This window comes from Cupriavidus taiwanensis, assembly GCF_900250115.1.
Taxonomy (GTDB): Bacteria; Pseudomonadota; Gammaproteobacteria; order Burkholderiales; family Burkholderiaceae; genus Cupriavidus; species Cupriavidus taiwanensis_B.
Genome location: NZ_LT984803.1, coordinates 3,251,138 through 3,272,542, shown reverse-complemented (window position 1 = coordinate 3,272,542; position 21,405 = coordinate 3,251,138). Strand labels below are relative to the sequence as shown.

Genomic DNA, 21,405 nt, shown 5'->3' with positions numbered 1-21,405 from the left:
AGTGGGCTGGCCATTTTGGCCGCGCGCAGTCTTCTTTAGCGCAGGTCCATCCGCGCACAAGCGCAAGCACAGTTTTCGTGTATCAATCAGCCCCGGCCAATCGCAGCTGGGAATGGAGCAAACCATGAGCCTTGGCCTTGTAGGTCGCAAGGTTGGCATGACCCGTATTTTCACGGACGACGGTGAAGCGATTCCCGTGACCGTGGTCGAGGTCGGCGACAACCGCGTGACGCAAATCAAGACGGACGAGACCGACGGTTACACCGCCGTTCAAGTCACCTTCGGCGCACGACGCGCAAGCCGCGTCACCAAGCCGCTGGCGGGTCACCTCGCCAAAGCCGGCGTGGAAGCCGGCGAAATCATCCGCGAATTCCGTATCGACGCAGCCAAGGCTGCCGAACTGCAAGCTGGCGGTTCGCTGTCGGTCGACCTGTTCGAAGTCGGTCAGAAGATCGACGTGCAGGGCGTGACCATCGGTAAGGGCTACGCCGGTACCATCAAGCGCTACCACTTCGCCTCCGGCCGTGCCACCCACGGTAACTCGCGCTCGCACAATGTGCCGGGCTCGATCGGTATGGCGCAGGATCCGGGCCGTGTGTTCCCGGGCAAGCGCATGACCGGTCACCTGGGCGATGTCACCCGCACCGTGCAGAACCTGGAGATCGCCAAGATCGACGCAGAGCGCAAGCTGCTGCTGGTCAAGGGCGCCATTCCCGGCTCCAAGAACGGCAAGGTCATCGTTACCCCGGCCGTCAAGGCCAAAGCCAAAGCTTAAGGAGCGCATGTAATGGAACTCAAGCTCCTCCAGGACAATGGCCAGATCGGCGCCGGCGTTGACGCGTCGCCCGAAGTGTTCGGCCGTGACTACAACGAAGCCCTCGTTCACCAGATCGTCGTCGCTTACCAGGCCAACGCTCGCAGCGGCAACCGTAAGCAGAAGGACCGTGAAGAGGTCAAGCACACGACCAAGAAGCCGTGGCGCCAGAAGGGTACGGGCCGTGCTCGTGCCGGTATGTCTTCCTCGCCGCTGTGGCGCGGGGGCGGCCGTATCTTCCCGAATTCGCCGGAAGAGAACTTCAGCCAGAAGGTCAACAAGAAGATGTTCCGTGCCGGCATGCGCTCGATTTACTCGCAGCTCGCACGTGAAGGTCGTATCAATGTGGTGGACGGTTTCACCGTCGATGCGCCCAAGACCAAGCTCTTGGCCGACAAGTTCAAGGCCATGGGCCTGGACTCGGTGCTGATCATCACCGACAGCCTCGACGAAAACCTCTACCTGGCTTCGCGCAACCTGCCGCACGTGGCAGTTGTCGAGCCGCGCCAGGCTGATCCGCTGTCGCTCGTGCACTACAAGAAGGTGCTGGTGACCAAGGCAGCCGTCGCGCAGATCGAGGAGTTGCTGAAATGACGCAAGTAGCCAAGAACGATCATCGTTTGATGCAGGTGCTGCTCGCGCCGGTGGTTTCCGAAAAGGCAACCCTGGTCGCCGACAAGAATGAACAAGTCGTGTTCGAAGTGGCTCGCGATGCCAACAAGGCAGAAGTGAAGGCCGCCGTCGAACTGCTGTTCAAGGTCGAGGTGCAGTCCGTTCAGATCCTGAACCAGAAGGGCAAGCAAAAGCGCTTCGGCCGTTTCATGGGCCGTCGTAACCACGTGAAGAAAGCTTACGTGTCGCTGAAGCCGGGTCAGGAAATCAATTTTGAAGCGGAGGCCAAGTAATCATGGCACTCGTCAAGACCAAGCCGACTTCCCCGGGTCGTCGCTCGATGGTGAAGGTGGTCAACAAGGACCTTCACAAGGGCGCCCCGCACGCTCCGCTGCTGGAAAAGCAATTCCAGAAGTCGGGCCGTAACAACAATGGTCATATCACCACCCGCCACAAGGGCGGTGGTCATAAGCACCACTACCGCGTGGTCGACTTCAAGCGCAACGACAAGGACGGCATCCCCGCCAAGGTCGAGCGCCTGGAATACGATCCGAACCGCAGCGCCAACATCGCGCTGGTCGTGTTCGCCGACGGCGAGCGCCGCTACATCATCGCCACCAAGGGCATGGTTGCCGGCCAAGCGCTGCTGAATGGCTCGGAAGCGCCGATCAAGGCTGGCAACAACCTGCCGATCCGTAACATTCCGGTCGGTACCACGATCAACAACGTGGAAATGCTGCCGGGCAAGGGCGCCCAGATCGCCCGCGCTGCAGGCGGTTCCGCCGTGCTGCTGGCCCGTGAAGGCCTGTACGCCCAGGTTCGCCTGCGCTCCGGCGAAGTGCGCCGCGTGCATATCGAGTGCCGCGCCACCGTCGGTGAAGTGGGCAACGAAGAGCACAGCCTGCGCGTCATCGGCAAGGCCGGTGCGACCCGCTGGCGCGGTATCCGCCCGACGGTCCGCGGCGTTGTGATGAACCCGGTCGACCACCCGCACGGTGGTGGCGAGGGCAAGACCGCTGCTGGCCGCGATCCGGTGTCGCCGTGGGGTACCCCGACAAAGGGTTACCGTACCCGCAGCAACAAGCGCACGGACAGCATGATCGTCCAGAAGCGCCACAAGCGTTAATCGGTAGGTAGGAGCTAAAGATATGACTCGTTCCGCTAAAAAGGGTCCGTTCTGCGACGCCCACCTGCTGAAGAAGGTGGAAGTTGCAACCAGCGGCAAGGACAAGAAGCCCATCAAGACGTGGTCGCGCCGCTCGACCATTCTGCCGGAGTTCATCGGCCTGACGATCGCCGTCCACAACGGCCGTCAACACGTGCCGGTGTACGTTACGGAAAACATGGTTGGCCACAAGCTCGGCGAATTTGCGATTACCCGCACGTTCAAGGGCCACGCGGCTGACAAGAAAGCGAAGAGGTAAGGTGCCATCATGGAAGTGAAAGCGATTCATCGCGGTGCCCGCATCTCCGCCCAGAAGACGCGCCTGGTCGCTGACCAGATCCGTGGTCTGCCGATCGAGCGCGCGCTCAACGTCCTGACGTTCAGCCCGAAAAAGGCTGCCGGGATCGTGAAGAAGGTGGTCGAATCGGCCATCGCCAACGCCGAGCACAACGAAGGCGCCGACATCGACGAACTGAAGGTCAAATCGATCTACGTCGACAAGGCAACCTCGCTCAAGCGCTTCACGGCACGGGCAAAGGGCCGCGGCAACCGCATCGAGAAACAAACTTGTCACATCACTGTGACGCTCGGCAACTAAGGAGTCACGATGGGACAGAAGATTCATCCGACTGGCTTCCGTCTGGCTGTCAGCCGTAACTGGGCTTCGCGCTGGTACGCCAGCAACACGAAGTTCGCCGGCATGCTGAAGGAAGACATCGAAGTTCGCGACTTCCTGAAGAAGAAGCTCAAGAACGCATCGGTTGGCCGCGTCGTCATCGAGCGCCCCGCCCGCAATGCACGCATCACCATTTACAGCTCGCGTCCGGGCGTGGTGATCGGCAAGAAGGGTGAGGACATCGAACTGCTGAAGGCCGAACTGCAGCGTCGCATGGGCGTGCCCGTGCACGTGAACATCGAGGAAATCCGCAAGCCGGAAACCGATGCTCAGCTGATCGCCGATTCGATCACCCAGCAGCTCGAGCGCCGCATCATGTTCCGCCGCGCCATGAAGCGCGCCATGCAGAACGCGATGCGCCTGGGCGCCCAGGGTATCAAGATCATGAGCGCCGGCCGTCTGAACGGTATCGAAATCGCACGTACCGAGTGGTACCGCGAAGGCCGTGTGCCCCTGCACACCCTGCGCGCCGACATCGACTACGGCTTCTCCGAAGCAGAAACCACCTACGGCATCATCGGTGTCAAGGTGTGGGTCTACAAGGGGGATCACCTCGGCCGCAATGACGCGCCGGTGGTGGAAGAGCCGCAGGACGACCGTCGTCGTCGCCCGGGTCGTCCGGAAGGCCGCCGCCGTGAAGGCGAAGGCCGTCCGGGTGGCAACCGCCGCGGCGGTGCCGGTGCCGGTCGCCGCGCTGCGCCTGGCGCAGATGCGAAGAGTGGAGAATAACGATGCTGCAACCTAAGCGCAGAAAATACCGCAAGGAGCAGAAAGGCCGCAACACGGGTAAGGCTACCCGTGGTAACGCCGTGTCTTTCGGCGAATTCGGCCTGAAGGCCATGGGCCGTGGCCGCCTGACGGCTCGTCAGATCGAGTCGGCACGTCGTGCGATGACCCGCCACATCAAGCGTGGTGGCCGCATCTGGATCCGGATCTTCCCGGACAAGCCGATCTCGAAGAAGCCTGCCGAAGTCCGTATGGGTAACGGCAAGGGCAATCCGGAGTACTACGTGGCTGAAATCCAGCCGGGCAAGATGCTGTACGAAATGGATGGTGTAAGCGAAGACCTGGCCCGTGAGGCGTTCCGCCTCGCGGCTGCCAAGCTGCCGATCGCCACCAATTTCGTGGTGCGCCAGGTCGGGACGTAAGGAGAGCAGGAATGAAAGCATCCGAACTTCGCGGCAAGGACGCCGCAGGCCTGAACCAGGAGCTCTCCGAGCTGCTGAAGGCCCAATTTAGCCTGCGCATGCAAAAGGCAACCCAACAGCTGCAGAACACCAGCCAGCTGAAGAAGGTTCGCAAGGACATCGCGCGCGTGCAAACCGTGCTGACTGAAAAGGCGAACGCGAAATGACTGAAGCTGCACAAACGGAAAAGTCGCTTCGCCGCACCCTGGTCGGCCGTGTCGTGAGCGACAAGATGGACAAGACCGTTACGGTCTTGGTGGAAAACCGCGTCAAGCATCCCCTGTACGGCAAGTACGTGCTGCGTTCGAAGAAGTACCACGCACACGACGAAGCCAACCAGTACAAGGAAGGCGACAAGGTCGAAATCCAGGAAGGCCGTCCGCTGTCGCGGACCAAGTCCTGGGTGGTTTCCCGGCTGGTAGAGGCTGCACGCGTCATCTAAGAACAACACGTTCTTAGCTTGACTTGCAAGTCCAGGATTATGTAGCTATAATCCTGGACTTCCGCTTTATTGCGTTCGCCTTAGCTGTACCACCCGGGCGGGCCTGTTGAGCGAGCCAGGGCCAGGCGGCTCCGATGTTTTCAGTCGGAAATTGCCGGGCTCCTACCGACTTCAAAGTTGATCAACCCATACGGTGCTGGCGCAAGGCCGGAACCGACGGGACCAAGACTGACCGACGGGCGCTATCGCACCTGGCGGATTAAGTTGGGAAGACAAACACCATGATTCAGACAGAAAGCCGGCTCGAAGTGGCCGATAACACTGGTGCGCGCGAAGTGCTGTGCATCAAGGTGCTGGGTGGCTCCAAGCGCCGCTACGCAAGCGTTGGCGACATCATCAAGGTGACCGTCAAGGACGCAGCGCCGCGCGGTCGCGTGAAGAAGGGCGACATCTACAACGCCGTCGTCGTGCGTACCGCCAAGGGCGTGCGCCGCGCTGACGGTTCGCTGATCAAGTTCGACGGCAATGCCGCCGTCCTGCTGAACAACAAGCTCGAGCCGATCGGCACCCGTATCTTCGGGCCGGTGACTCGTGAACTCCGTACCGAGCGCTTCATGAAGATCGTGTCGCTCGCTCCGGAAGTGCTGTAAGGAGCCGCCATGAACAAGATTCGCAAAGGCGACGAAGTCATCGTGCTGACCGGCAAGGACAAGGGCAAGCGCGGTACCGTGCAAGCCGTCCTCGGCGACAAGGTCGCGGTGCAAGGCGTGAACATTGCCAAGAAGCATGCCCGCCCGAACCCGATGCTGGGCACTACCGGTGGTGTGGTCGACAAGGTCATGCCGCTGCATATTTCCAACGTTGCGCTCGTGGATGCCAATGGCAAGCCGTCGCGCGTCGGCATCAAGGTGGAAGACGGCAAGCGCGTGCGCGTGCTGAAGACTACCGGCGCCGTCGTGGCAGCTTGATTCTGGGCACGTTTAGGAGTTGAGCATGGCAGCACGTCTGCAAGAGTTTTACAAAGAACAGGTTGTGCCGAAGCTGATCGAGCAGTTCGGCTACAAGTCGGTCATGGAAGTGCCGCGCATCACCAAGATCACCCTGAACATGGGCCTTGGCGAAGCCATCAATGACAAGAAGATCATTGAAAACGCCGTCGGCGACCTGACCAAGATCGCTGGTCAGAAGCCGGTCGTGACGAAGGCCAAGAAGGCCATCGCCGGCTTCAAGATCCGCCAGGGCTACCCCATCGGTGCGATGGTGACCCTGCGCGGCGAGCGCATGTTCGAATTCCTCGATCGTTTCGTCACCGTGGCCCTGCCGCGCGTGCGTGACTTCCGTGGTGTGTCGGGCCGTTCGTTCGACGGTCGTGGCAACTACAACATCGGTGTGAAAGAGCAGATCATTTTCCCCGAAATCGAGTACGACAAGATCGACGCACTGCGTGGTCTGAACATCAGCATCACGACGACGGCAAAGAACGACGAGGAAGCCAAGGCACTCCTCGGTGCGTTCAAGTTCCCGTTCCGCAATTAAGGGGTAACCGTGGCTAAACTGGCTCTGATTGAACGTGAGAAGAAGCGCGCCAAGCTGGTGGCGAAGTACGCCGCCAAGCGCGCCAACCTCAAGGCCATTATCGACGACCAAGAGAAGTCGGAAGAAGAGCGTTACAGCGCGCGTCTCGAGCTGCAACAGCTCCCGCGCAACGCGAACCCGACCCGCCAGCGCAACCGCTGCGCGATCACCGGTCGTCCCCGCGGTACCTTCCGCAAGTTTGGCCTGGCGCGTAACAAGATCCGCGAAATCGCCTTCAAGGGCGAAATCCCGGGTCTGACGAAAGCCAGCTGGTAATTACGCACAGGCTACAGGAGAAACAGTATGAGCATGAGCGATCCTATCGCCGATATGCTGACGCGCATCCGCAACGCCCAGGGCGTGCAGAAAGCGTCGGTTGTCATGCCGTCGTCGAAGCTGAAAGTGGCAATCGCCAAGGTCCTGAAGGACGAAGGCTACATCGACGACTACGCCGTCCAGGAAGATGGCGGCAAGGCACAACTGAGCATCGGTCTCAAGTATTACGCCGGCCGTCCGGTGATCGAGCGCATCGAGCGCGTCTCGAAGCCCGGCCTGCGCGTGTACAAGGGCCGCAGCGACATTCCGCAAGTGATGAACGGCCTCGGTGTGGCGATCATCTCGACCCCGCAGGGTCTGATGACCGACCGCAAGGCTCGCGCCACCGGCGTGGGCGGCGAAGTTCTCTGCTACGTCGCTTAAGGAGAGAACCATGTCCCGTGTAGGTAAGGCTCCCATCGCGCTCCCCAAGGGCGCGGAAGTGAACGTGGCAGCTGGCGTGCTCTCCGTGAAGGGCCCGCTGGGTACGCTGTCCCAGCCGATTCACAGCCTGGTCAAGGTCAATGTCGAGAACGACACGCTGACCTTCGCGCCGGCTGACGAGTCGCGTGAAGCAAACGCCCTGCAAGGCACCATGCGCGCCCTGGCGGCGAACATGGTCAAGGGCGTGACCACCGGTTTCGAGCGCAAGCTGAACCTCGTCGGCGTGGGCTACCGTGCCCAGCTGCAAGGCACTGCGCTGAAGCTCCAGCTTGGTTTCTCGCACGACGTGATCCATGAGATGCCGGAAGGCGTGAAGGCCGAAACGCCGACGCAGACCGAAATCCTGATCAAGGGTGCGGACAAGCAGAAAGTCGGTCAGGTTGCCGCGGAAGTCCGCGCGTACCGTCCGCCCGAGCCCTACAAGGGCAAGGGTGTGCGTTACAGCGACGAGCGCGTCATCCTGAAGGAAACCAAGAAGAAGTAAGGGGTGCAATGATGAACAAGAAAGACGCTCGTTTGCGCCGTGCACGTCAGACCCGCGCCAAGATCGCGGAGATGAAAGTCAATCGTCTGACCGTGTTCCGTACGAATTCGAACATTTACGCCCAGGTCTTCTCCGAGTGCGGCACCAAGGTGCTGGCTTCGGCTTCGACCGTCGAGGCAGAAGTGCGCAAGGAACTGGAAGGCAAGGGCGCTACCGCCGCTGCCGCTACCATCGTGGGCAAGCGCATCGCCGAGAAGGCGAAGGCTGCCGGCGTGGAAACCGTCGCGTTCGATCGCGCCGGCTTCCGTTTCCATGGCCGCGTGAAGGCCCTGGCAGACGCCGCCCGCGAAGCCGGCCTGAAGTTCTAAGCGCATAGAGAGAGATACGTCATGGCAAAGATGCAAGCAAAAGTCCAACAGGACGAACGCGACGACGGCCTCCGCGAGAAGATGATCTCGGTCAACCGTGTCACCAAGGTGGTGAAGGGTGGCCGGATTCTCGGTTTCGCTGCGCTGACCGTGGTTGGTGACGGCGATGGCCGCATCGGCATGGGCAAGGGCAAGGCCAAGGAAGTGCCGGTCGCCGTTCAGAAGGCAATGGACGAAGCCCGTCGCAAGATGGTCAAGGTCTCGCTGAAGAACGGCACGCTGCAACACGAAGTCGTTGGCAAGCACGGCGCCGCCAAGGTGCTGATGATGCCCGCCAAGGAAGGTACCGGCGTGATCGCCGGCGGCCCGATGCGCGCGATCTTCGAAGTGATGGGTGTCACCAACGTGGTGACCAAGTCGCACGGCTCCACCAACCCGTACAACATGGTTCGCGCCACGCTGGACGGCCTTCAGAAGATGAGCACGCCGGGCGAAATCGCCGCCAAGCGTGGCAAGTCGGTCGAAGACATCCTGGGTTAAGGTGAACGCAATGTCGCAGAAAACCGTAAAAGTGCAACTCGTGCGCAGCCTGATCGGCACGCGCGAGGATCATCGCGCCACCGTTCGTGGCCTGGGCCTGCGCCGCATCAACTCGGTGTCGGAGCTGCAGGACACGCCCGCCGTGCGCGGCATGATCAACAAGGTCTCGTACCTGGTCAAGGTTCTGGCCTGATCGGGACTTGGAGAGCAAGATGCAACTGAACAACCTGAAACCGGCTGCCGGTTCGAAGCACGCCAAGCGTCGCGTCGGCCGCGGTATCGGCTCCGGCCTGGGCAAGACCGCCGGTCGCGGTCACAAGGGTCAGAAGTCGCGTTCGGGCGGCTTCCACAAGGTGGGCTTCGAAGGCGGCCAGATGCCGCTGTACCGTCGCCTGCCGAAGCGCGGCTTCACCTCGCTGACCAAGGCGTTCACCGCCGAAGTCACGCTGCGTGACATCGAGCGCCTGGAAGCGGCCGAAGTCGACCTGCTGGTCCTGAAGCAGGCTGGCCTGGTCGGCGACCTGGTCAAGAGCGCCAAGGTCATCAAGGCCGGCGAGCTGACCCGCAAGGTGACGATCAAGGGTCTGGGCGCCACCGCTGGCGCCAAGGCCGCGATCGAAGCCGCCGGCGGCCAGATCGCAGCCTGATACCGGCAGCATTTATCGCAGCATAGGCAGTCATAGTCGGAGCATCGTTTGGCCACGGCGAAACCCAATGCAAGCGCGCAAGCCAGGAACACGGCGAAGTACGGCGACCTCAAGCGCCGGCTGATGTTCCTGGTGCTGGCCCTGATCGTGTACCGCATCGGCGCTCATATTCCGGTGCCCGGTATCGATCCGGAGCAGCTTGCGAAGCTTTTCCAGAGTCAGTCGGGTGGCATCCTCGGGATGTTCAACCTGTTCTCGGGCGGGGCGCTGTCGCGCTTTACCGTCTTCGCGCTCGGCATCATGCCGTACATCTCGGCGTCGATCATCATGCAGTTGCTGACGATCGTGCTGCCGCAGCTGGAGTCGCTGAAGAAGGAAGGGCAGGCAGGTCAGCGCAAGATCACGCAGTACACGCGCTACGGCACCGTGGTTCTCGCCACGTTCCAGGCGCTGTCGATCGCGGTCGCGCTGGAGTCGCAGCCAGGGCTGGTGCTGGATCCGGGCCTGATGTTCCGGGCCACGGCAGTGATCACGCTGGTGACCGGCACGATGTTCCTGATGTGGCTGGGTGAGCAGATCACCGAGCGCGGTCTGGGCAACGGCATCTCGATCATCATCTTCGGCGGTATCGCGGCGGGCCTGCCCAACGCGATCGGCGGACTGTTCGAACTGGTCCGCACGGGTTCCATGAGCATCATCGCAGCGATCTTCATCGTGGCGATCGTGATCGGTGTGACCTTCGCCGTGGTGTTCGTCGAGCGCGGTCAGCGCAAGATCCTGGTGAACTATGCCAAGCGTCAGGTCGGCAACAAGGTGTACGGCGGCCAGTCGTCGCACCTGCCGCTGAAGCTGAACATGGCAGGGGTGATTCCGCCGATCTTCGCATCGTCGATCATCCTGTTCCCGGCGACGATCGCGGGCTGGTTCACGTCTGATTCGACGGGCATGGTCGGCCGGTTCATCAAGGACCTGGCTGCCACGCTGTCGCCGGGCCAGCCGGTCTACATCCTGCTGTACGCTGCTGCGATTGTATTTTTCTGCTTCTTCTATACGGCCCTGGTGTACAACAGCCGTGAAGTGGCAGACAACCTGAAGAAAAGCGGTGCCTTCATTCCGGGCATTCGTCCGGGCGAGCAGACGACGCGCTATATCGACAAGATCCTGGTGCGTCTGACGCTGGCTGGTGCGATCTACATCACACTGGTCTGCCTGTTGCCGGAATTCCTGGTGCTGCGCTGGAACGTTCCGTTCTATTTCGGCGGAACCTCCCTGCTGATCATCGTGGTCGTCACGATGGACTTCATGGCCCAGGTTCAGTCCTATGTCATGTCGCAGCAGTATGAGTCGCTGCTGAAGAAGGCGAATTTCAAGGGCAATCTGACCTTGCGCTGACTTCGGATCGGTACAGGCTAGGTATGGCTAAAGACGACGTCATCCAGATGCAGGGCGAGGTCCTGGAAAACCTGCCCAATGCGACGTTCCGAGTCAAGCTGGAGAATGGCCATGTAGTGCTGGGCCATATCTCCGGCAAGATGAGAATGAACTACATCCGGATTCTTCCGGGTGACAAGGTGACGGTCGAGCTGACCCCATATGATCTGTCGCGCGCACGAATCGTCTTCCGGACGAAGTGAGCGAACAGGAATTGAAGGAAGAGGAAAATTATGAAAGTGCTGGCTTCTGTTAAGCGCATTTGCCGCAACTGCAAAATCATCAAGCGCAACGGTGTCGTGCGCGTGATCTGCTCGTCGGATCCCCGCCACAAGCAACGCCAAGGCTAATCGGAAAGAGGATTGACGAATGGCACGTATCGCAGGGGTTAACATCCCGAACCACAAGCATACCGAAATCGGCCTGACGGCTATTTACGGTATCGGCCGCTCGCGCGCCCGCAAGATTTGCGAGGCCACCGGTGTACCGTTTGACAAGAAGGTCAAGGATCTGACCGACGCCGACCTGGAAAAGCTTCGTGACGAAGTGGGCAAGGTCACGGTCGAGGGTGACCTGCGTCGTGAAACCACGATGAACATCAAGCGTCTGATGGACCTTGGTTGCTATCGTGGCATGCGTCACCGCAAGGGCCTGCCGATGCGCGGCCAGCGTACGCGCACCAATGCCCGTACCCGCAAGGGTCCGCGCAAGGCCGGCGTGGCTCTGAAGAAGTAAAGCCGAAGGCAGAGGAAGAAACTAATGGCAAAAGGTCCGAATAACGCCGCTCGCGCGCGTAAAAAGGTCAAGAAGAACGTTGCCGACGGCATTGCGCACGTCCACGCTTCGTTCAACAACACCATCATCACGATCACCGATCGCCAGGGCAACGCCCTGTCGTGGGCGACCGCCGGTGGCCAGGGCTTCAAGGGTTCGCGCAAGTCGACCCCGTTCGCTGCCCAGGTTGCTGCCGAGAACGCCGGCCGCGTGGCGCAAGACCAGGGCATCAAGAACCTGGAAGTGCGCATCAAGGGCCCCGGCCCTGGCCGTGAGTCGGCTGTCCGTGCACTGAACGCGCTGGGCATCAAGATCGCGATCATCGAAGACGTCACGCCGATTCCGCACAACGGCTGCCGTCCGCCGAAGCGCCGCCGCATCTGATGCGTTGGCGTGTCCGGAGCCGGCGGGTTTACCTGCCGGATTCGGATATGGTAGTATCGCGCGTTGACCTGCTGCATTTTAATGCGGCAGGTTTTCGTTTTGCGCTGAAGCAGTGTCTTTCAAAGCACATTGCGGCATCGGCGTATTGGTAAATGCTTGCAGCGATGCCTCCGGCAACGGAGCGCGCTTAATAAGCCCACCGTCCGTCACGGTCTGGCGCGTGCCCCCGAGGCACAGCGGCAGCACAGCGTTGGCGGACTCACGGCGCGTCCTGAAGGCGCCGTGATCGATCAAAGGAAGACAACGTGGCACGTTATACCGGCCCGAAGGCCAAACTTTCCCGCCGTGAAGGCACCGACCTGTTCCTGAAGAGCTCGCGCCGCTCGCTGGCTGACAAGTGCAAGCTGGACAGCAAGCCGGGCCAGCATGGCCGCACCTCGGGTGCCCGCACCTCCGACTACGGCAACCAGCTGCGCGAAAAGCAGAAGGTCAAGCGCATCTACGGCGTGCTCGAGCGCCAGTTCCGCCGCTACTTCGCCGAAGCCGACCGCCGCAAGGGCAACACCGGCGAAAACCTGCTGCAACTGCTGGAATCGCGCCTGGACAACGTGGTGTACCGCATGGGCTTCGGCTCGACCCGCGCTGAAGCGCGCCAGCTGGTGTCGCACAAGGCGATCCTGGTGAACGGCCAGACCCTGAACGTGCCGTCGGCCCAGATCAAGTCGGGCGACGTCATCACCATCCGCGAGCAGTCGAAGAAGCAGGTCCGTATCGCCGAAGCGCTGTCGCTGGCCGAGCAGTCGGGCTTCCCGACCTGGGTCGCGGTGGATGCCAAGAAGTTCGAAGGCACCTTCAAGCAAGTCCCGGATCGCGCCGATATCTCGGGCGACATCAACGAAAGCCTGATCGTCGAACTGTACTCGCGTTAATCCGCGAGCATCCGGTCCAGAGCTTGCGTTCGTCGCAAAGCTTCTCCTTCAGCCCGACGCGCTTCGCGCGCGTCGGGCTTCGCCCATCGTTACGATGGGATTTCCAGGTTCCAAACGTCAGCCTTATCGGTGTAACGAGCCGAGGGTATTGAAAAGGACAACCTAATGCAAACAGCACTCCTCAAGCCAAAAATCATCGCCGTCGAGCCTCTGGGCGACCATCACGCCAAAGTCGTGATGGAGCCGTTCGAGCGCGGCTACGGCCATACGCTCGGTAACGCCCTGCGTCGCGTGCTGCTGTCGTCGATGGTCGGTTATGCCCCGACCGAAGTCACGATCGCTGGGGTGGTCCACGAGTATTCCACCATCGACGGCGTGCAGGAAGACGTCGTCAACCTGCTGCTCAACCTGAAGGGCGTGGTGTTCAAGCTGCACAACCGCGACGAAGTCACGGTGTCGCTGCGCAAGGATGGCGAAGGCGTGGTCACGGCCGCCGATATCGAGCTGCCGCACGACGTGGAGATCATCAACCCGAACCACGTGATCGCCCACCTGTCGGCCGGCGGCAAGCTGGACATGCAGATCAAGGTCGAGCAGGGTCGCGGCTACGTGCCGGGCAACGTGCGCAAGTTCGGCGACGAATCCGGCAAGGTCATCGGCCGCATCGTGCTGGACGCCTCGTTCTCGCCGGTGCGCCGCGTGTCGTACGCGGTTGAATCCGCCCGTGTCGAGCAGCGTACCGACCTCGACAAGCTGGTGATGAACATCGAAACCGACGGCGTGATCTCGCCCGAGGAAGCGATCCGCCAGTCGGCCCGCATCCTGGTCGATCAGCTGTCCGTGTTCGCCGCGCTGGAAGGCACCGAGTCGGCAGCCGAGGCTGCTTCGAGCCGCACGCCGCAGATCGATCCGATCCTGCTGCGTCCGGTCGACGACCTCGAGCTGACGGTGCGTTCGGCCAACTGCCTGAAGGCCGAGAACATCTACTACATCGGCGACCTGATCCAGCGTACCGAGAACGAGCTGCTGAAGACCCCGAACCTGGGTCGCAAGTCGCTCAACGAGATCAAGGAAGTCCTCGCCTCGCGTGGCCTGACCCTCGGCATGAAGCTCGAGAACTGGCCGCCCGCAGGTCTGGAAAAGTAATTGTGGCGCGGGGCATCCGTCCCGCTTCGCAGCAACCGCCCTGGTTTCGGCCGGGGCATGTATGACTACCGGCCCGCGTCCAGTCGTATCGGACGATAGAAGAGCTGGTCAAACACTTAACTGAAAGGAATCATCATGCGTCACCGTCATGGTCTGCGGAAACTGAACCGCACCTCGTCGCACCGTCTTGCGATGCTGCGCAACATGTCCAACTCGCTGTTCCAGCACGAGCTGATCAAGACCACCGTGCCCAAGGCCAAGGAACTGCGCAAGGTCGTCGAGCCGCTGATCACGCTGGCAAAGAAGGACACCGTTGCCAACCGCCGCCTGGCCTTTGCCCGCCTGCGCGACCGCGACATGGTCACCAAGCTGTTCACCGAACTGGGCCCGCGCTACGCCACCCGTCCGGGCGGCTACACCCGCATCCTGAAGTTCGGCTTCCGTCAGGGCGACAACGCGCCGATGGCGCTGGTCGAGCTGGTGGATCGTCCGGAAATCACCGAAGCCCCGGCTGAAGAAGCCGCGGAATAAGTGCGTTTCCCGCCCGCTGCCGTCGTGCGACGGTCGCGGGCACACCGCTTACAATCGAGCCAGGCAATCGCCTGGCTCTTTTGTTTTGTGCGGTACGGCGTGGCCGGCCGCGGGGGAGTGTCGATGCAATGCCATATTGACCAGGGCGCCGGTCCGGACGAAGTGCTGGTCGTCATCACCAATGCACCCGATGCGGATACCGCGGCGCGCTTGTCGCGCGCCGTGCTGCAGGCGCGCGCCGCCGCTTGCGTGAACCGCCTGGCGCCGGTCGAATCCGAGTACTGGTGGCAGGGCAAGCTCGAGCAGGCGCGCGAATGGCCGCTGCTGATCAAGACCACGCGCGCCAGCTACGCTGCGCTCGAGGCCGTGATCCGGCAACATCACCCTTATGACGTGCCTGAGCTGCTTGCTTGGCCCGTGTCTGCGGGCTACGCGCCTTACCTGGAATGGGTGCATGGCGAGACCGCCGGCGCGCAGGCGCGGGCAGGAACGGCAGCATCCCGGGATCAAGACAAAGAGGAATCGGCTTCATGAACATCGGTTTGGCACGTCGGGCGGGCTCGCCCGGGCAGATGTGGGCGCGGCATATTGCCGCAGCGCTGCTGGCGGCGCTGGCCTGGCTGTGCCTGGCAGGCAGCCTCCACGCCGCCACCGAGGACGACTTCCTGCCGCCCGAGCAGGCCTTTCGCTTTGCCGCCAGCCAGCCTGACGACAAGACCGTCGAAGTGCGCTTCGACGTCGCGCCGGGCTACTACATGTATCGCGAACGCTTCGCCTTTGCCGCGCAGCCGGCCGATGTAAAGCTGGGCGCGCCGGCCTATCCGCAGGGCAAGGTCAAGTTCGACGAGACCTTTGGCAAGGAGATGGAGACCTATCGCGACACCGTGGTCATCCGAGTGCCGGTCGAGGCGGCGCCGGCCGACGGCAAATGGACGCTGACGGTGACTTCGCAGGGTTGCGCCGACAAGGGCCTGTGCTATCCGCCGATGGAGAGCGTCCACAAGGTGGGCGGCAGCGCGCTGGCCGACCTGTTCGGCAAGCGCGGCCGCAGCGACGCGCCGGCGGCCGAGCCGGCACCGGCACCGGCGCGGCAGGCCGCGCCCGCGGCGCTGCGCGCAGACGACAGCGACCGCATCGCCGGCGCGCTGGCCAGCCGCAATCTCGGCCTGATCGGCGCACTGTTCTTCGGACTTGGCCTGCTGCTGACCTTTACGCCGTGCGTGCTGCCGATGGTGCCGATCCTGTCGTCGATCGTGGTGGGCGAGCACGTCACGCGTGGCCGTGCGCTGCTGGTCTCGCTGGCCTACGTGCTGGGCATGGCGGTGGTGTACACCGCGGTCGGCGTGGCCGCCGGGCTGCTGGGCGAGGGCTTGTCGGCCGCCTTGCAGACCCCTTGGGTGCTGGGCGCGTTCGCGGGGCTGATGGTGGCGCTGGCGCTGTCGATGTTTGGCCTGTACGAGCTGCAGCTGCCGCAGCGCTGGCAGACCCGCCTGACGGAATCGTCCAACCGGCGCCAGGGCGGCCAGGTGGTCGGGGCCGCGGCGATGGGCGCGATTTCCGCGCTGATCGTCGGTCCCTGCGTGACGGCGCCGCTGGCCGGCGCGCTGGCCTATATCGCGCAGAGCCGCGATGCCGTGGTCGGCGGCGCGGCGCTGTTCGCGATGGCGCTGGGCATGGGCGTGCCGCTGGTGCTGGTGGGCGTGGGCGCGGGCAACCTGCTGCCGCGCGCCGGGCGCTGGATGGAGGTGACCAAGCGCTTCTTCGGCTTCCTGCTGCTGGGCGTGGCGCTGTGGATGCTGGGGCCGGTGCTGCCGGCGTGGACCACGATGCTGTTGCTGGCGGCGCTGTTGCTCGTGGCGGCGGTGTTCCTCGGTGCCTTCGACGGGCTGGGGCCGGATCCGCGCAACCTGGTGCGGGTGGGCAAGGGCGTGGGCGTGCTGTTTGCCATCGCCGCGGCAATCGTGCTGATCGGCGTGGCCTCCGGTGGACGCGATGCGCTGCAGCCGCTGTCGCACCTGAGCGTGGCGCGCAGTGGCGGCGAAAGCGCCGGTAGCGCCCAGACGCTACGTTTCGAGCGCGTGCGCAGCGTGGCCGAGCTCGACGCCCGCGTGGCGCAGGCCGCCGCCGCGGGCAAGCCGGTGCTGCTGGATTTCTATGCCGACTGGTGCGTCAGCTGCAAGGAAATGGAGCGCCTGACCTTCGTCGATCCGCGCGTGCGCGCGCGAATGTCGGAGATCGTGCTGCTGCAGGCCGACGTCACCGCGAACAATGCCGACGACAAGGCCCTGCTCAAGCGCTTCGGGCTGTTCGGGCCGCCCGGCATCATCCTGTTCGGGCCGGACGGGCGTGAGCGCCCGGTGCGCGTGATCGGCTACCAGTCGGCCAACCGCTTCCTGGAAAGCCTGGAGCGCGCTTTCGGTACGCGTACGCGCACCTGAACCGCACCTGAGGCGTACCGAGGCCTGCGGCTAGCGCTCGAGCTGCCGCGCCAGCGCCCACAGCGCCGCCAGTACCACCGCCACGGCGCCCATCAGGCCGATCGACCACCAGAATCCCTGCGGCTCCTGCAGCCAGGGCATGCGGTCGAAGTTCATGCCGAAGACGCCGGTGATGAGCGTCAGCGGCATGAACAGCGCGGTGATCAGCGTCAGCGCGCGCATGGTGCGGTTGGTCCGGTGCGCCACCGCCGAGAAGTGGATCTGCACCGCCGATTCGATCGAATCCTCCAGCCGCCGCGCATGCGCCAGCACCCGCTGGATATGCTCCATCACGTCGTTGATGCGCACCAGCAGCACCTCGTCGCGCCCCGGCGCATTGACGCCGCCGCCGGGTTGGTCGCTGCTGTAGCGGTTGTCGAGCAGGCTGTCGCGGAACTCCTGCAGCGCGTCGCGCTGCTCCTCGCTCAGGTGCTCCAGCTTGCGCAGCTGGATGCGCGCATCGAGCAGGCCCTCCCAGCTGGAGAAGCTGCGGCGCGAGTTCAGCAGCGCGCGCTGCCAGCGGTCGAGCTGGCGCGTCAGCGGCGCGCGCAGTTCCAGGTAGCGGTCGACCATGGCGTTGAGCAGCCGCAGCATCAGGTCTTCGGGCCGGCTCGGCGGACGGATGCCATGCAGCAGCGACTGGCCGTTGCCCCGCGCGGGCGCGGCTTGCGGGCGCGGGGCCTGGCATAGCTCGAGCAGACGCTGGCGTACCTGGTCGATGGTGCGCGACGGCCCCGAGCGCACCGTCACCAGCACGGTGTCGAACATGAAGAAGGTGACCGGCTGGGTGTCAATCTTGGCCAGCGCCGGCAGGAAGCCGGGCGCATAACGCTTCGGGCGGGCCGCCGCCTCGGCCGGCCTGGCGGTGCCGGCGGTGTCCTGCGGTTCCGCCTCGGCAATGGCGCGGCTGGTTTCGAAGGTGAGCTTGCGGAAGATCACCATGTCGTACGCATGGGTCGTATCGAAGTACGAGGGATGCGCAGGGTTGGTGGCGTCGGCCAGGTGCAGGTCTAGGATGGGCGCGCCGGCAAGCTGGCGCACCTGCTCGCGCCAGGTGTCGGGCGCCGCGCTGACCTCTTCGGTGGAGAAGTCGGCCCACACGAACAGCGACGCGGCATTGCCGCCGAGGAAGCTGGCCGCGTCGGTGAGCGAGGCGAGCGGGTGAACCTGGCTGGCGGAGAAACCGAGCAATTCCATGGGCGCGCTGTCGGTCGGCCGCTCAGGCCTGCAGCAGCCGCGCGGCGTCGCGCGCGAAGTAGGTCAGGATGCCGTCGGCGCCGGCCCGGCGGAAGGCCAGCAGCGATTCCATCATGACCTTGTCGTGGTCCAGCCAGCCGTTTTGCGCGGCGGCCTTGAGCATCGCGTACTCGCCGCTGACCTGGTACACGTAGGTCGGGAAGCGGAACTCGTCCTTGACGCGGCGCACGATGTCCAGGTACGGCATGCCGGGCTTGACCATCACCATGTCGGCGCCTTCCAGGATGTCCTGCGCCACTTCGCGCAGGGCCTCGTCGGTGTTGGCCGGGTCCATCTGGTAGGTCATCTTGTTGCCCTTGCCCAGGTTGGCGGCCGAGCCCACCGCGTCGCGGAACGGGCCGTAGAACGCCGACGCGTACTTGGCCGAGTACGCCATGATGCGGGTATGGATATGGCCGTTGTCCTCGAGCGCGGTGCGCACCGCGCCGATGCGGCCATCCATCATGTCGGACGGGGCCACGATGTCGACCCCGGACTCGGCCTGCGCCAGCGCCTGGCGCACCAGGATCTCCACCGTCGCATCGTTGATCACGTAGCCGTTGTCGTCGAGCACGCCGTCCTGGCCGTGGCTGGTGTAGGGGTCGAGCGCCACGTCGCACAGCACGCCGAGTTCGGGGAAGCGGTCTTTCAGCGCGCGCACCGCGCGCGGCACCAGGCCATCGGGGTTGGTGGCCTCGCTGCCGTCGGGCGTCTTCAGCGACGGGTCGATCACCGGGAACAGGGCCAGCACGGGGATGCCCAGCTTGACGCAGTCTTCGGCCACCGGCATCAGCAGGTCGACCGACACGCGCTCCACGCCCGGCATCGACGCCACGGCCTGGCGCTGGTTCTGGCCGTCGAGGATAAAGACCGGGTAGATCAGGTTGTCCGGAGACAGGCGATGCTCGCGCATCATGCGGCGGGAGAAATCGTCGCGGCGCATGCGGCGCGGGCGGAACTCGGGGAAGGTGGACATGGCGGCTTCTTGACGGACGAGGACGGAATGCAGGCCGGCAAGCGTGGCGCGCGCAGCGCCATGCGGCCGGCCGAAGAAAAACTAAACTTTTGTGCGTGCCCGACATCATACTCGCGGACACTTTGCGTTGCGCGCTGCGTGGCGCGGTGTCCCCCGCTACTCCTCCCTGAGCGGGTACCTGCCTCACCGGCGGGAAAGTTTGTCCCCGTTGCTTGCGACGGGGCTTTTTTTGCGCGCTCGCAGCCAGGATCACGCGGCAGGATCGGACGCGGGCGGCACTGCGTTGGCGGTAGCGGGCCCGCGTTCAGGCTTCTGCGCTTCCGGCAGGTTCAGCCAGCCGGCGATCACGCCCTGTGCCTCCTCGATGCCGCGGCGCTTGAGACTGGAGAACAGCTGGGCGCTCAGCGGCACCGGCGTTTCCAGCTGCTCGGCATAGCCTTGCAGCATCTTGCGGGCTTCGCGCAGGGCCTTGGCGTTTTCGCTGTTGGTGAGCTTGTCGGCCTTGGTCAGCAGCACGTGGATGGGCCGCCCGGTGGGAAGGAACCACTCGACCATCTGGCAGTCGAGATCCGTGAACGGCCGGCGCGCGTCCATCATCAGGATCAGGCCGGCCAGCTGCTGGCGGGTCTGCACGTAATCGCTCAGCAGGCCCTGCCAGTGGTACTTGGCCGAACCCGAGACCTCGGCATAGCCGTAGCCGGGCAGGTCGACCAGGAAGGCGAGCGGGTCGGGCGCCTTGACCGGCGCCACCGAGAAATAGTTGATGTGCTGGGTGCGGCCGGGGGTGCGCGACGAGAACGCCAGCCGCTTCTGGTTGCACAGGATGTTGATCGCCGTGGACTTGCCGGCGTTGGAGCGGCCGGCGAAGGCGACCTCGGGCACGGCCGTGGCGGGCAGGTCGCGCAGGTGGTTCACGGTGATGAAGAAGCGGGCCTGGTGAAGAAGGGACATGCGCTGGAGCGGTAGGGCGGGCCGCGGAGGCCGCGCGCTGCGCGCGCCGGGGCCGGGTCTCGCCAGGGTGGGATGGCTGCGGCCTGGGCCGCCCGCCGGGCTTGATCTGGCGCAGCCCGAAGCGGGCACGACAAGGCGCAAGGCATCAATCCGGCACATAACTTATTGTACAATACGCCGGTTTACGGTCTCCTGAGCGGGTGACGCGTGGCATCCATGCCGCGTGCCTCGGCTGCCGTCGTCCGGGCGGGAAGCCTAGTGTGTCGTTCCATCGTGGGCAAGGCCTTGCCTCGCATTGCGCGTTGCACCGGACGGTGCGGCGGCGGCGGGCGCGGGCTGGCGGGGTCTGCCGCCACGGCCAGCGTTGCGCGGATCGGTCAGCCGCTCGCGGGTCGCCACGATTCCCCAGCCTTTTGCATCGGCGCGTCCTCACCGCCGGCAAAGCGCCGGACCGGCACGCATCACGATGTCCAAAACAATTCAGAGAAGGTGTGCGAATGAACCGCATTGCGAAGATTCTGGGTGTCCTGGCTCTGGCCGTTCCTGCCGCCGCCCTTTCCGGTCTGGCATCTGCCGCAGAGCAGGCCGCCGCGAAGGCGGACCCGGCCAAGGGTGAAACGCTGTACACGCAAGGTGCCCCCGATCGCAATGTGCCCGCCTGCCTGAGCTGCCACGGTGCCGCCGGCAACAGCGCGGCCGCCGCCAACCCCAAGCTGGCCGCGCAGCATCCCGAGTACGTCCACAAGCAGCTGGCCGACTTCAAGGCCAAGGCCCGCAACAACGCGATCATGGTGCCGATGGCGTCGGTGCTGACCGACGAGGAAATGCGCAACGTCGGCGCCTACCTGGCCAAGCAGTCGCTCAAGCCGGCCACCGCCAAGAACAAGGACAGCATCGAAACCGGCCAGAAGATCTACCGCGCCGGCATCGCCGCCAAGGGCGTGCCGGCCTGCGCCGCCTGCCATGGCCCCGCCGGCGCAGGCATTCCGGCGCAGTATCCGCGCATCGGCGGCCAGTGGGCCGACTATACCGAGGCACAACTGGTGGCATTCCGCCAGGGCACCCGCAAGAACAACCCGGTCATGACGACCATCGCCGCCAAGATGTCGGATGCCGAAATCAAGGCGGTGGCGGACTACGTCGCCGGGGTTCGCTGACGATCCGGGATTCCGCGACGCTGGCGCCTGTGCGCGCCGGCGCATCGGTTGAGCGGCCGCCGCCGGATGGCGCGGCCAGCCATGCAACCGAACGCGCTTGTCACAATCGAAAAGGGTGGCCTGCTTGCCAAAGCATGTCCACCC

General features: G+C 63.9%; 34 protein-coding genes. 31 read left to right on the top strand and 3 right to left on the bottom strand.

Annotation, left to right across the window (positions count from 1 at the left end; genetic code table 11):
- Nucleotides 1-124: 124 nt before the first annotated feature.
- The 30 genes from rplC (at nucleotide 125) to dsbD (ending at nucleotide 16,902) form a co-directional block, all read left to right on the top strand.
- Nucleotides 125-775, top strand: coding sequence for a 50S ribosomal protein L3 (gene rplC, locus CBM2586_RS15340; protein ID WP_010812397.1), 651 nt, complete (start codon nucleotides 125-127; stop codon nucleotides 773-775).
- Between the two features lie 12 nt (nucleotides 776-787).
- Entirely contained in the window at nucleotides 788-1,408 is a 621-nt protein-coding gene (rplD, locus tag CBM2586_RS15335; RefSeq protein ID WP_022536862.1) for a 50S ribosomal protein L4, read from the top strand.
- Nucleotides 1,405-1,719, top strand: coding sequence for a 50S ribosomal protein L23 (gene rplW / locus CBM2586_RS15330; RefSeq protein WP_006576245.1), 315 nt, complete (start codon nucleotides 1,405-1,407; stop codon nucleotides 1,717-1,719). The genes rplD and rplW overlap by 4 nt, the downstream gene beginning before the upstream one ends.
- 2 nt (nucleotides 1,720-1,721) lie before the next feature.
- Nucleotides 1,722-2,552, top strand: coding sequence for a 50S ribosomal protein L2 (gene rplB, locus CBM2586_RS15325; protein ID WP_115660935.1), 831 nt, complete (start codon nucleotides 1,722-1,724; stop codon nucleotides 2,550-2,552).
- A 22-nt stretch (nucleotides 2,553-2,574) separates the two neighbouring features.
- The gene (gene rpsS, locus CBM2586_RS15320) at nucleotides 2,575-2,850 is read left to right on the top strand and encodes a 30S ribosomal protein S19 (RefSeq protein ID WP_012354138.1); all 276 of its coding nucleotides are present in this window, start codon (nucleotides 2,575-2,577) and stop codon (nucleotides 2,848-2,850) included.
- A 9-nt stretch (nucleotides 2,851-2,859) separates the two neighbouring features.
- Complete coding sequence (gene rplV, locus CBM2586_RS15315; protein ID WP_003271370.1) at nucleotides 2,860-3,189, top strand: 50S ribosomal protein L22; 330 nt, start codon at nucleotides 2,860-2,862, stop codon at nucleotides 3,187-3,189.
- 9 nt (nucleotides 3,190-3,198) lie between these two features.
- The gene (gene rpsC / locus CBM2586_RS15310; protein ID WP_010812392.1) at nucleotides 3,199-3,996 is read left to right on the top strand and encodes a 30S ribosomal protein S3; all 798 of its coding nucleotides are present in this window, start codon (nucleotides 3,199-3,201) and stop codon (nucleotides 3,994-3,996) included.
- Between the two features lie 2 nt (nucleotides 3,997-3,998).
- The gene (gene rplP, locus CBM2586_RS15305) at nucleotides 3,999-4,415 is read left to right on the top strand and encodes a 50S ribosomal protein L16 (RefSeq protein ID WP_010812391.1); all 417 of its coding nucleotides are present in this window, start codon (nucleotides 3,999-4,001) and stop codon (nucleotides 4,413-4,415) included.
- Nucleotides 4,416-4,426: 11 nt separating this feature from the next.
- Nucleotides 4,427-4,621, top strand: a complete 195-nt coding sequence (rpmC, locus tag CBM2586_RS15300) for a 50S ribosomal protein L29 (RefSeq protein WP_008642937.1) — start codon at nucleotides 4,427-4,429, stop codon at nucleotides 4,619-4,621.
- Nucleotides 4,618-4,896 (top strand): 30S ribosomal protein S17, encoded by a 279-nt coding sequence (gene rpsQ / locus CBM2586_RS15295; RefSeq protein WP_010812389.1) that lies wholly within the window; start codon nucleotides 4,618-4,620, stop codon nucleotides 4,894-4,896. The genes rpmC and rpsQ overlap by 4 nt, the downstream gene beginning before the upstream one ends.
- Nucleotides 4,897-5,177: 281 nt before the next feature.
- Nucleotides 5,178-5,546: a 50S ribosomal protein L14 gene (rplN, locus tag CBM2586_RS15290; protein WP_010812388.1), complete on the top strand. Its 369-nt coding sequence runs from the start codon at nucleotides 5,178-5,180 to the stop codon at nucleotides 5,544-5,546.
- 9 nt (nucleotides 5,547-5,555) lie between these two features.
- Entirely contained in the window at nucleotides 5,556-5,864 is a 309-nt protein-coding gene (gene rplX, locus CBM2586_RS15285; RefSeq protein WP_010812387.1) for a 50S ribosomal protein L24, read from the top strand.
- A gap of 25 nt (nucleotides 5,865-5,889) precedes the next feature.
- Nucleotides 5,890-6,432 carry a 50S ribosomal protein L5 gene (gene rplE, locus CBM2586_RS15280; RefSeq protein WP_010812386.1) on the top strand — a complete coding sequence of 181 codons (543 nt, stop codon included), beginning with the start codon at nucleotides 5,890-5,892 and terminating at the stop codon, nucleotides 6,430-6,432.
- A 9-nt stretch (nucleotides 6,433-6,441) separates the two neighbouring features.
- Entirely contained in the window at nucleotides 6,442-6,747 is a 306-nt protein-coding gene (gene rpsN / locus CBM2586_RS15275; protein ID WP_010812385.1) for a 30S ribosomal protein S14, read from the top strand.
- 27 nt (nucleotides 6,748-6,774) lie between these two features.
- A complete protein-coding gene (gene rpsH, locus CBM2586_RS15270) occupies nucleotides 6,775-7,170 on the top strand; it encodes a 30S ribosomal protein S8 (RefSeq protein ID WP_010812384.1) in 396 nt (131 codons plus the stop codon).
- Nucleotides 7,171-7,180: 10 nt separating this feature from the next.
- Nucleotides 7,181-7,714, top strand: coding sequence for a 50S ribosomal protein L6 (gene rplF, locus CBM2586_RS15265; protein WP_012354137.1), 534 nt, complete (start codon nucleotides 7,181-7,183; stop codon nucleotides 7,712-7,714).
- Between the two features lie 11 nt (nucleotides 7,715-7,725).
- Nucleotides 7,726-8,082: a 50S ribosomal protein L18 gene (gene rplR / locus CBM2586_RS15260; RefSeq protein WP_026164029.1), complete on the top strand. Its 357-nt coding sequence runs from the start codon at nucleotides 7,726-7,728 to the stop codon at nucleotides 8,080-8,082.
- Nucleotides 8,083-8,103: 21 nt separating this feature from the next.
- Complete coding sequence (gene rpsE, locus CBM2586_RS15255) at nucleotides 8,104-8,622, top strand: 30S ribosomal protein S5 (RefSeq protein ID WP_006160449.1); 519 nt, start codon at nucleotides 8,104-8,106, stop codon at nucleotides 8,620-8,622.
- Between the two features lie 10 nt (nucleotides 8,623-8,632).
- Entirely contained in the window at nucleotides 8,633-8,815 is a 183-nt protein-coding gene (gene rpmD / locus CBM2586_RS15250) for a 50S ribosomal protein L30 (RefSeq protein ID WP_010812381.1), read from the top strand.
- Between the two features lie 19 nt (nucleotides 8,816-8,834).
- Complete coding sequence (rplO, locus tag CBM2586_RS15245) at nucleotides 8,835-9,269, top strand: 50S ribosomal protein L15 (protein ID WP_012354135.1); 435 nt, start codon at nucleotides 8,835-8,837, stop codon at nucleotides 9,267-9,269.
- Nucleotides 9,270-9,317: 48 nt separating this feature from the next.
- Complete coding sequence (gene secY / locus CBM2586_RS15240; protein WP_115660937.1) at nucleotides 9,318-10,661, top strand: preprotein translocase subunit SecY; 1,344 nt, start codon at nucleotides 9,318-9,320, stop codon at nucleotides 10,659-10,661.
- A gap of 23 nt (nucleotides 10,662-10,684) precedes the next feature.
- Nucleotides 10,685-10,903: a translation initiation factor IF-1 gene (gene infA, locus CBM2586_RS15235; protein WP_010812378.1), complete on the top strand. Its 219-nt coding sequence runs from the start codon at nucleotides 10,685-10,687 to the stop codon at nucleotides 10,901-10,903.
- A gap of 30 nt (nucleotides 10,904-10,933) precedes the next feature.
- Nucleotides 10,934-11,050 (top strand): 50S ribosomal protein L36, encoded by a 117-nt coding sequence (gene rpmJ / locus CBM2586_RS15230; protein ID WP_008642959.1) that lies wholly within the window; start codon nucleotides 10,934-10,936, stop codon nucleotides 11,048-11,050.
- A 19-nt stretch (nucleotides 11,051-11,069) separates the two neighbouring features.
- Nucleotides 11,070-11,435 (top strand): 30S ribosomal protein S13, encoded by a 366-nt coding sequence (rpsM, locus tag CBM2586_RS15225; RefSeq protein WP_008642961.1) that lies wholly within the window; start codon nucleotides 11,070-11,072, stop codon nucleotides 11,433-11,435.
- A gap of 24 nt (nucleotides 11,436-11,459) precedes the next feature.
- A complete protein-coding gene (gene rpsK / locus CBM2586_RS15220; RefSeq protein ID WP_010812376.1) occupies nucleotides 11,460-11,858 on the top strand; it encodes a 30S ribosomal protein S11 in 399 nt (132 codons plus the stop codon).
- A gap of 305 nt (nucleotides 11,859-12,163) precedes the next feature.
- A complete protein-coding gene (gene rpsD / locus CBM2586_RS15215) occupies nucleotides 12,164-12,787 on the top strand; it encodes a 30S ribosomal protein S4 (protein ID WP_012354133.1) in 624 nt (207 codons plus the stop codon).
- Nucleotides 12,788-12,952: 165 nt separating this feature from the next.
- The gene (locus CBM2586_RS15210) at nucleotides 12,953-13,933 is read left to right on the top strand and encodes a DNA-directed RNA polymerase subunit alpha (RefSeq protein WP_010812374.1); all 981 of its coding nucleotides are present in this window, start codon (nucleotides 12,953-12,955) and stop codon (nucleotides 13,931-13,933) included.
- Between the two features lie 135 nt (nucleotides 13,934-14,068).
- Nucleotides 14,069-14,464, top strand: coding sequence for a 50S ribosomal protein L17 (gene rplQ / locus CBM2586_RS15205; RefSeq protein WP_010812373.1), 396 nt, complete (start codon nucleotides 14,069-14,071; stop codon nucleotides 14,462-14,464).
- 123 nt (nucleotides 14,465-14,587) lie between these two features.
- The gene (gene cutA, locus CBM2586_RS15200) at nucleotides 14,588-14,998 is read left to right on the top strand and encodes a divalent-cation tolerance protein CutA (RefSeq protein WP_115660938.1); all 411 of its coding nucleotides are present in this window, start codon (nucleotides 14,588-14,590) and stop codon (nucleotides 14,996-14,998) included.
- On the top strand, nucleotides 14,995-16,902 hold the full coding sequence (gene dsbD / locus CBM2586_RS15195; RefSeq protein ID WP_115688305.1) for a protein-disulfide reductase DsbD: 1,908 nt from the start codon (nucleotides 14,995-14,997) through the stop codon (nucleotides 16,900-16,902). Before cutA ends, dsbD begins: the two co-directional genes overlap by 4 nt.
- Before the next feature lie 30 nt (nucleotides 16,903-16,932).
- Here dsbD and CBM2586_RS15190 read toward each other — a convergent pair whose 3' ends face one another.
- The 3 genes from CBM2586_RS15190 to yihA all read right to left on the bottom strand — a co-directional run bounded on the left by CBM2586_RS15190 (nucleotide 16,933) and on the right by yihA (nucleotide 20,104).
- Complete coding sequence (locus CBM2586_RS15190) at nucleotides 16,933-18,138, bottom strand: magnesium transporter CorA family protein (RefSeq protein ID WP_115660940.1); 1,206 nt, start codon at nucleotides 18,136-18,138, stop codon at nucleotides 16,933-16,935.
- A gap of 22 nt (nucleotides 18,139-18,160) precedes the next feature.
- Nucleotides 18,161-19,153: a porphobilinogen synthase gene (gene hemB / locus CBM2586_RS15185; protein WP_172583228.1), complete on the bottom strand. Its 993-nt coding sequence runs from the start codon at nucleotides 19,151-19,153 to the stop codon at nucleotides 18,161-18,163.
- A 249-nt stretch (nucleotides 19,154-19,402) separates the two neighbouring features.
- Nucleotides 19,403-20,104 (bottom strand): ribosome biogenesis GTP-binding protein YihA/YsxC, encoded by a 702-nt coding sequence (yihA, locus tag CBM2586_RS15180; protein ID WP_115688301.1) that lies wholly within the window; start codon nucleotides 20,102-20,104, stop codon nucleotides 19,403-19,405.
- Between the two features lie 497 nt (nucleotides 20,105-20,601).
- On the opposite strand from yihA, the gene CBM2586_RS15175 reads away from it, so the two are divergent.
- A complete protein-coding gene (locus CBM2586_RS15175; RefSeq protein WP_115660943.1) occupies nucleotides 20,602-21,261 on the top strand; it encodes a c-type cytochrome in 660 nt (219 codons plus the stop codon).
- The last annotated feature ends 144 nt before the right edge of the window (nucleotides 21,262-21,405 follow it).

What these genes read in the sequence shown, in the direction of transcription:
- rpsQ (WP_010812389.1), top strand. Translation starts at nt 4,618, where the DNA reads ATGACTGAAGCTGCACAAACGGAAAAGTCGCTTCGCCGCACCCTGGTC.
- CBM2586_RS15210 (WP_010812374.1), top strand. Translation starts at nt 12,953, where the DNA reads ATGCAAACAGCACTCCTCAAGCCAAAAATCATCGCCGTCGAGCCTCTG.
- rpsS (WP_012354138.1), top strand. Translation starts at nt 2,575, where the DNA reads ATGACTCGTTCCGCTAAAAAGGGTCCGTTCTGCGACGCCCACCTGCTG.
- rplC (WP_010812397.1), top strand. Translation starts at nt 125, where the DNA reads ATGAGCCTTGGCCTTGTAGGTCGCAAGGTTGGCATGACCCGTATTTTC.
- rpsK (WP_010812376.1), top strand. Translation starts at nt 11,460, where the DNA reads ATGGCAAAAGGTCCGAATAACGCCGCTCGCGCGCGTAAAAAGGTCAAG.
- rplW (WP_006576245.1), top strand. Translation starts at nt 1,405, where the DNA reads ATGACGCAAGTAGCCAAGAACGATCATCGTTTGATGCAGGTGCTGCTC.
- rpsH (WP_010812384.1), top strand. Translation starts at nt 6,775, where the DNA reads ATGAGCATGAGCGATCCTATCGCCGATATGCTGACGCGCATCCGCAAC.
- rplF (WP_012354137.1), top strand. Translation starts at nt 7,181, where the DNA reads ATGTCCCGTGTAGGTAAGGCTCCCATCGCGCTCCCCAAGGGCGCGGAA.
- CBM2586_RS15190 (WP_115660940.1), bottom strand. Translation starts at nt 18,138, where the DNA reads ATGGAATTGCTCGGTTTCTCCGCCAGCCAGGTTCACCCGCTCGCCTCG.
- hemB (WP_172583228.1), bottom strand. Translation starts at nt 19,153, where the DNA reads ATGTCCACCTTCCCCGAGTTCCGCCCGCGCCGCATGCGCCGCGACGAT.
- rplD (WP_022536862.1), top strand. Translation starts at nt 788, where the DNA reads ATGGAACTCAAGCTCCTCCAGGACAATGGCCAGATCGGCGCCGGCGTT.
- rplN (WP_010812388.1), top strand. Translation starts at nt 5,178, where the DNA reads ATGATTCAGACAGAAAGCCGGCTCGAAGTGGCCGATAACACTGGTGCG.
- rpsM (WP_008642961.1), top strand. Translation starts at nt 11,070, where the DNA reads ATGGCACGTATCGCAGGGGTTAACATCCCGAACCACAAGCATACCGAA.
- CBM2586_RS15175 (WP_115660943.1), top strand. Translation starts at nt 20,602, where the DNA reads ATGAACCGCATTGCGAAGATTCTGGGTGTCCTGGCTCTGGCCGTTCCT.
- cutA (WP_115660938.1), top strand. Translation starts at nt 14,588, where the DNA reads ATGCAATGCCATATTGACCAGGGCGCCGGTCCGGACGAAGTGCTGGTC.
- yihA (WP_115688301.1), bottom strand. Translation starts at nt 20,104, where the DNA reads ATGTCCCTTCTTCACCAGGCCCGCTTCTTCATCACCGTGAACCACCTG.
- rpmJ (WP_008642959.1), top strand. Translation starts at nt 10,934, where the DNA reads ATGAAAGTGCTGGCTTCTGTTAAGCGCATTTGCCGCAACTGCAAAATC.
- rpsE (WP_006160449.1), top strand. Translation starts at nt 8,104, where the DNA reads ATGGCAAAGATGCAAGCAAAAGTCCAACAGGACGAACGCGACGACGGC.
- rplX (WP_010812387.1), top strand. Translation starts at nt 5,556, where the DNA reads ATGAACAAGATTCGCAAAGGCGACGAAGTCATCGTGCTGACCGGCAAG.
- rpmD (WP_010812381.1), top strand. Translation starts at nt 8,633, where the DNA reads ATGTCGCAGAAAACCGTAAAAGTGCAACTCGTGCGCAGCCTGATCGGC.
- rpsC (WP_010812392.1), top strand. Translation starts at nt 3,199, where the DNA reads ATGGGACAGAAGATTCATCCGACTGGCTTCCGTCTGGCTGTCAGCCGT.
- rplB (WP_115660935.1), top strand. Translation starts at nt 1,722, where the DNA reads ATGGCACTCGTCAAGACCAAGCCGACTTCCCCGGGTCGTCGCTCGATG.
- rplQ (WP_010812373.1), top strand. Translation starts at nt 14,069, where the DNA reads ATGCGTCACCGTCATGGTCTGCGGAAACTGAACCGCACCTCGTCGCAC.
- rplO (WP_012354135.1), top strand. Translation starts at nt 8,835, where the DNA reads ATGCAACTGAACAACCTGAAACCGGCTGCCGGTTCGAAGCACGCCAAG.
- rplR (WP_026164029.1), top strand. Translation starts at nt 7,726, where the DNA reads ATGAACAAGAAAGACGCTCGTTTGCGCCGTGCACGTCAGACCCGCGCC.
- rpmC (WP_008642937.1), top strand. Translation starts at nt 4,427, where the DNA reads ATGAAAGCATCCGAACTTCGCGGCAAGGACGCCGCAGGCCTGAACCAG.
- infA (WP_010812378.1), top strand. Translation starts at nt 10,685, where the DNA reads ATGGCTAAAGACGACGTCATCCAGATGCAGGGCGAGGTCCTGGAAAAC.
- rplV (WP_003271370.1), top strand. Translation starts at nt 2,860, where the DNA reads ATGGAAGTGAAAGCGATTCATCGCGGTGCCCGCATCTCCGCCCAGAAG.
- rplE (WP_010812386.1), top strand. Translation starts at nt 5,890, where the DNA reads ATGGCAGCACGTCTGCAAGAGTTTTACAAAGAACAGGTTGTGCCGAAG.
- rplP (WP_010812391.1), top strand. Translation starts at nt 3,999, where the DNA reads ATGCTGCAACCTAAGCGCAGAAAATACCGCAAGGAGCAGAAAGGCCGC.
- dsbD (WP_115688305.1), top strand. Translation starts at nt 14,995, where the DNA reads ATGAACATCGGTTTGGCACGTCGGGCGGGCTCGCCCGGGCAGATGTGG.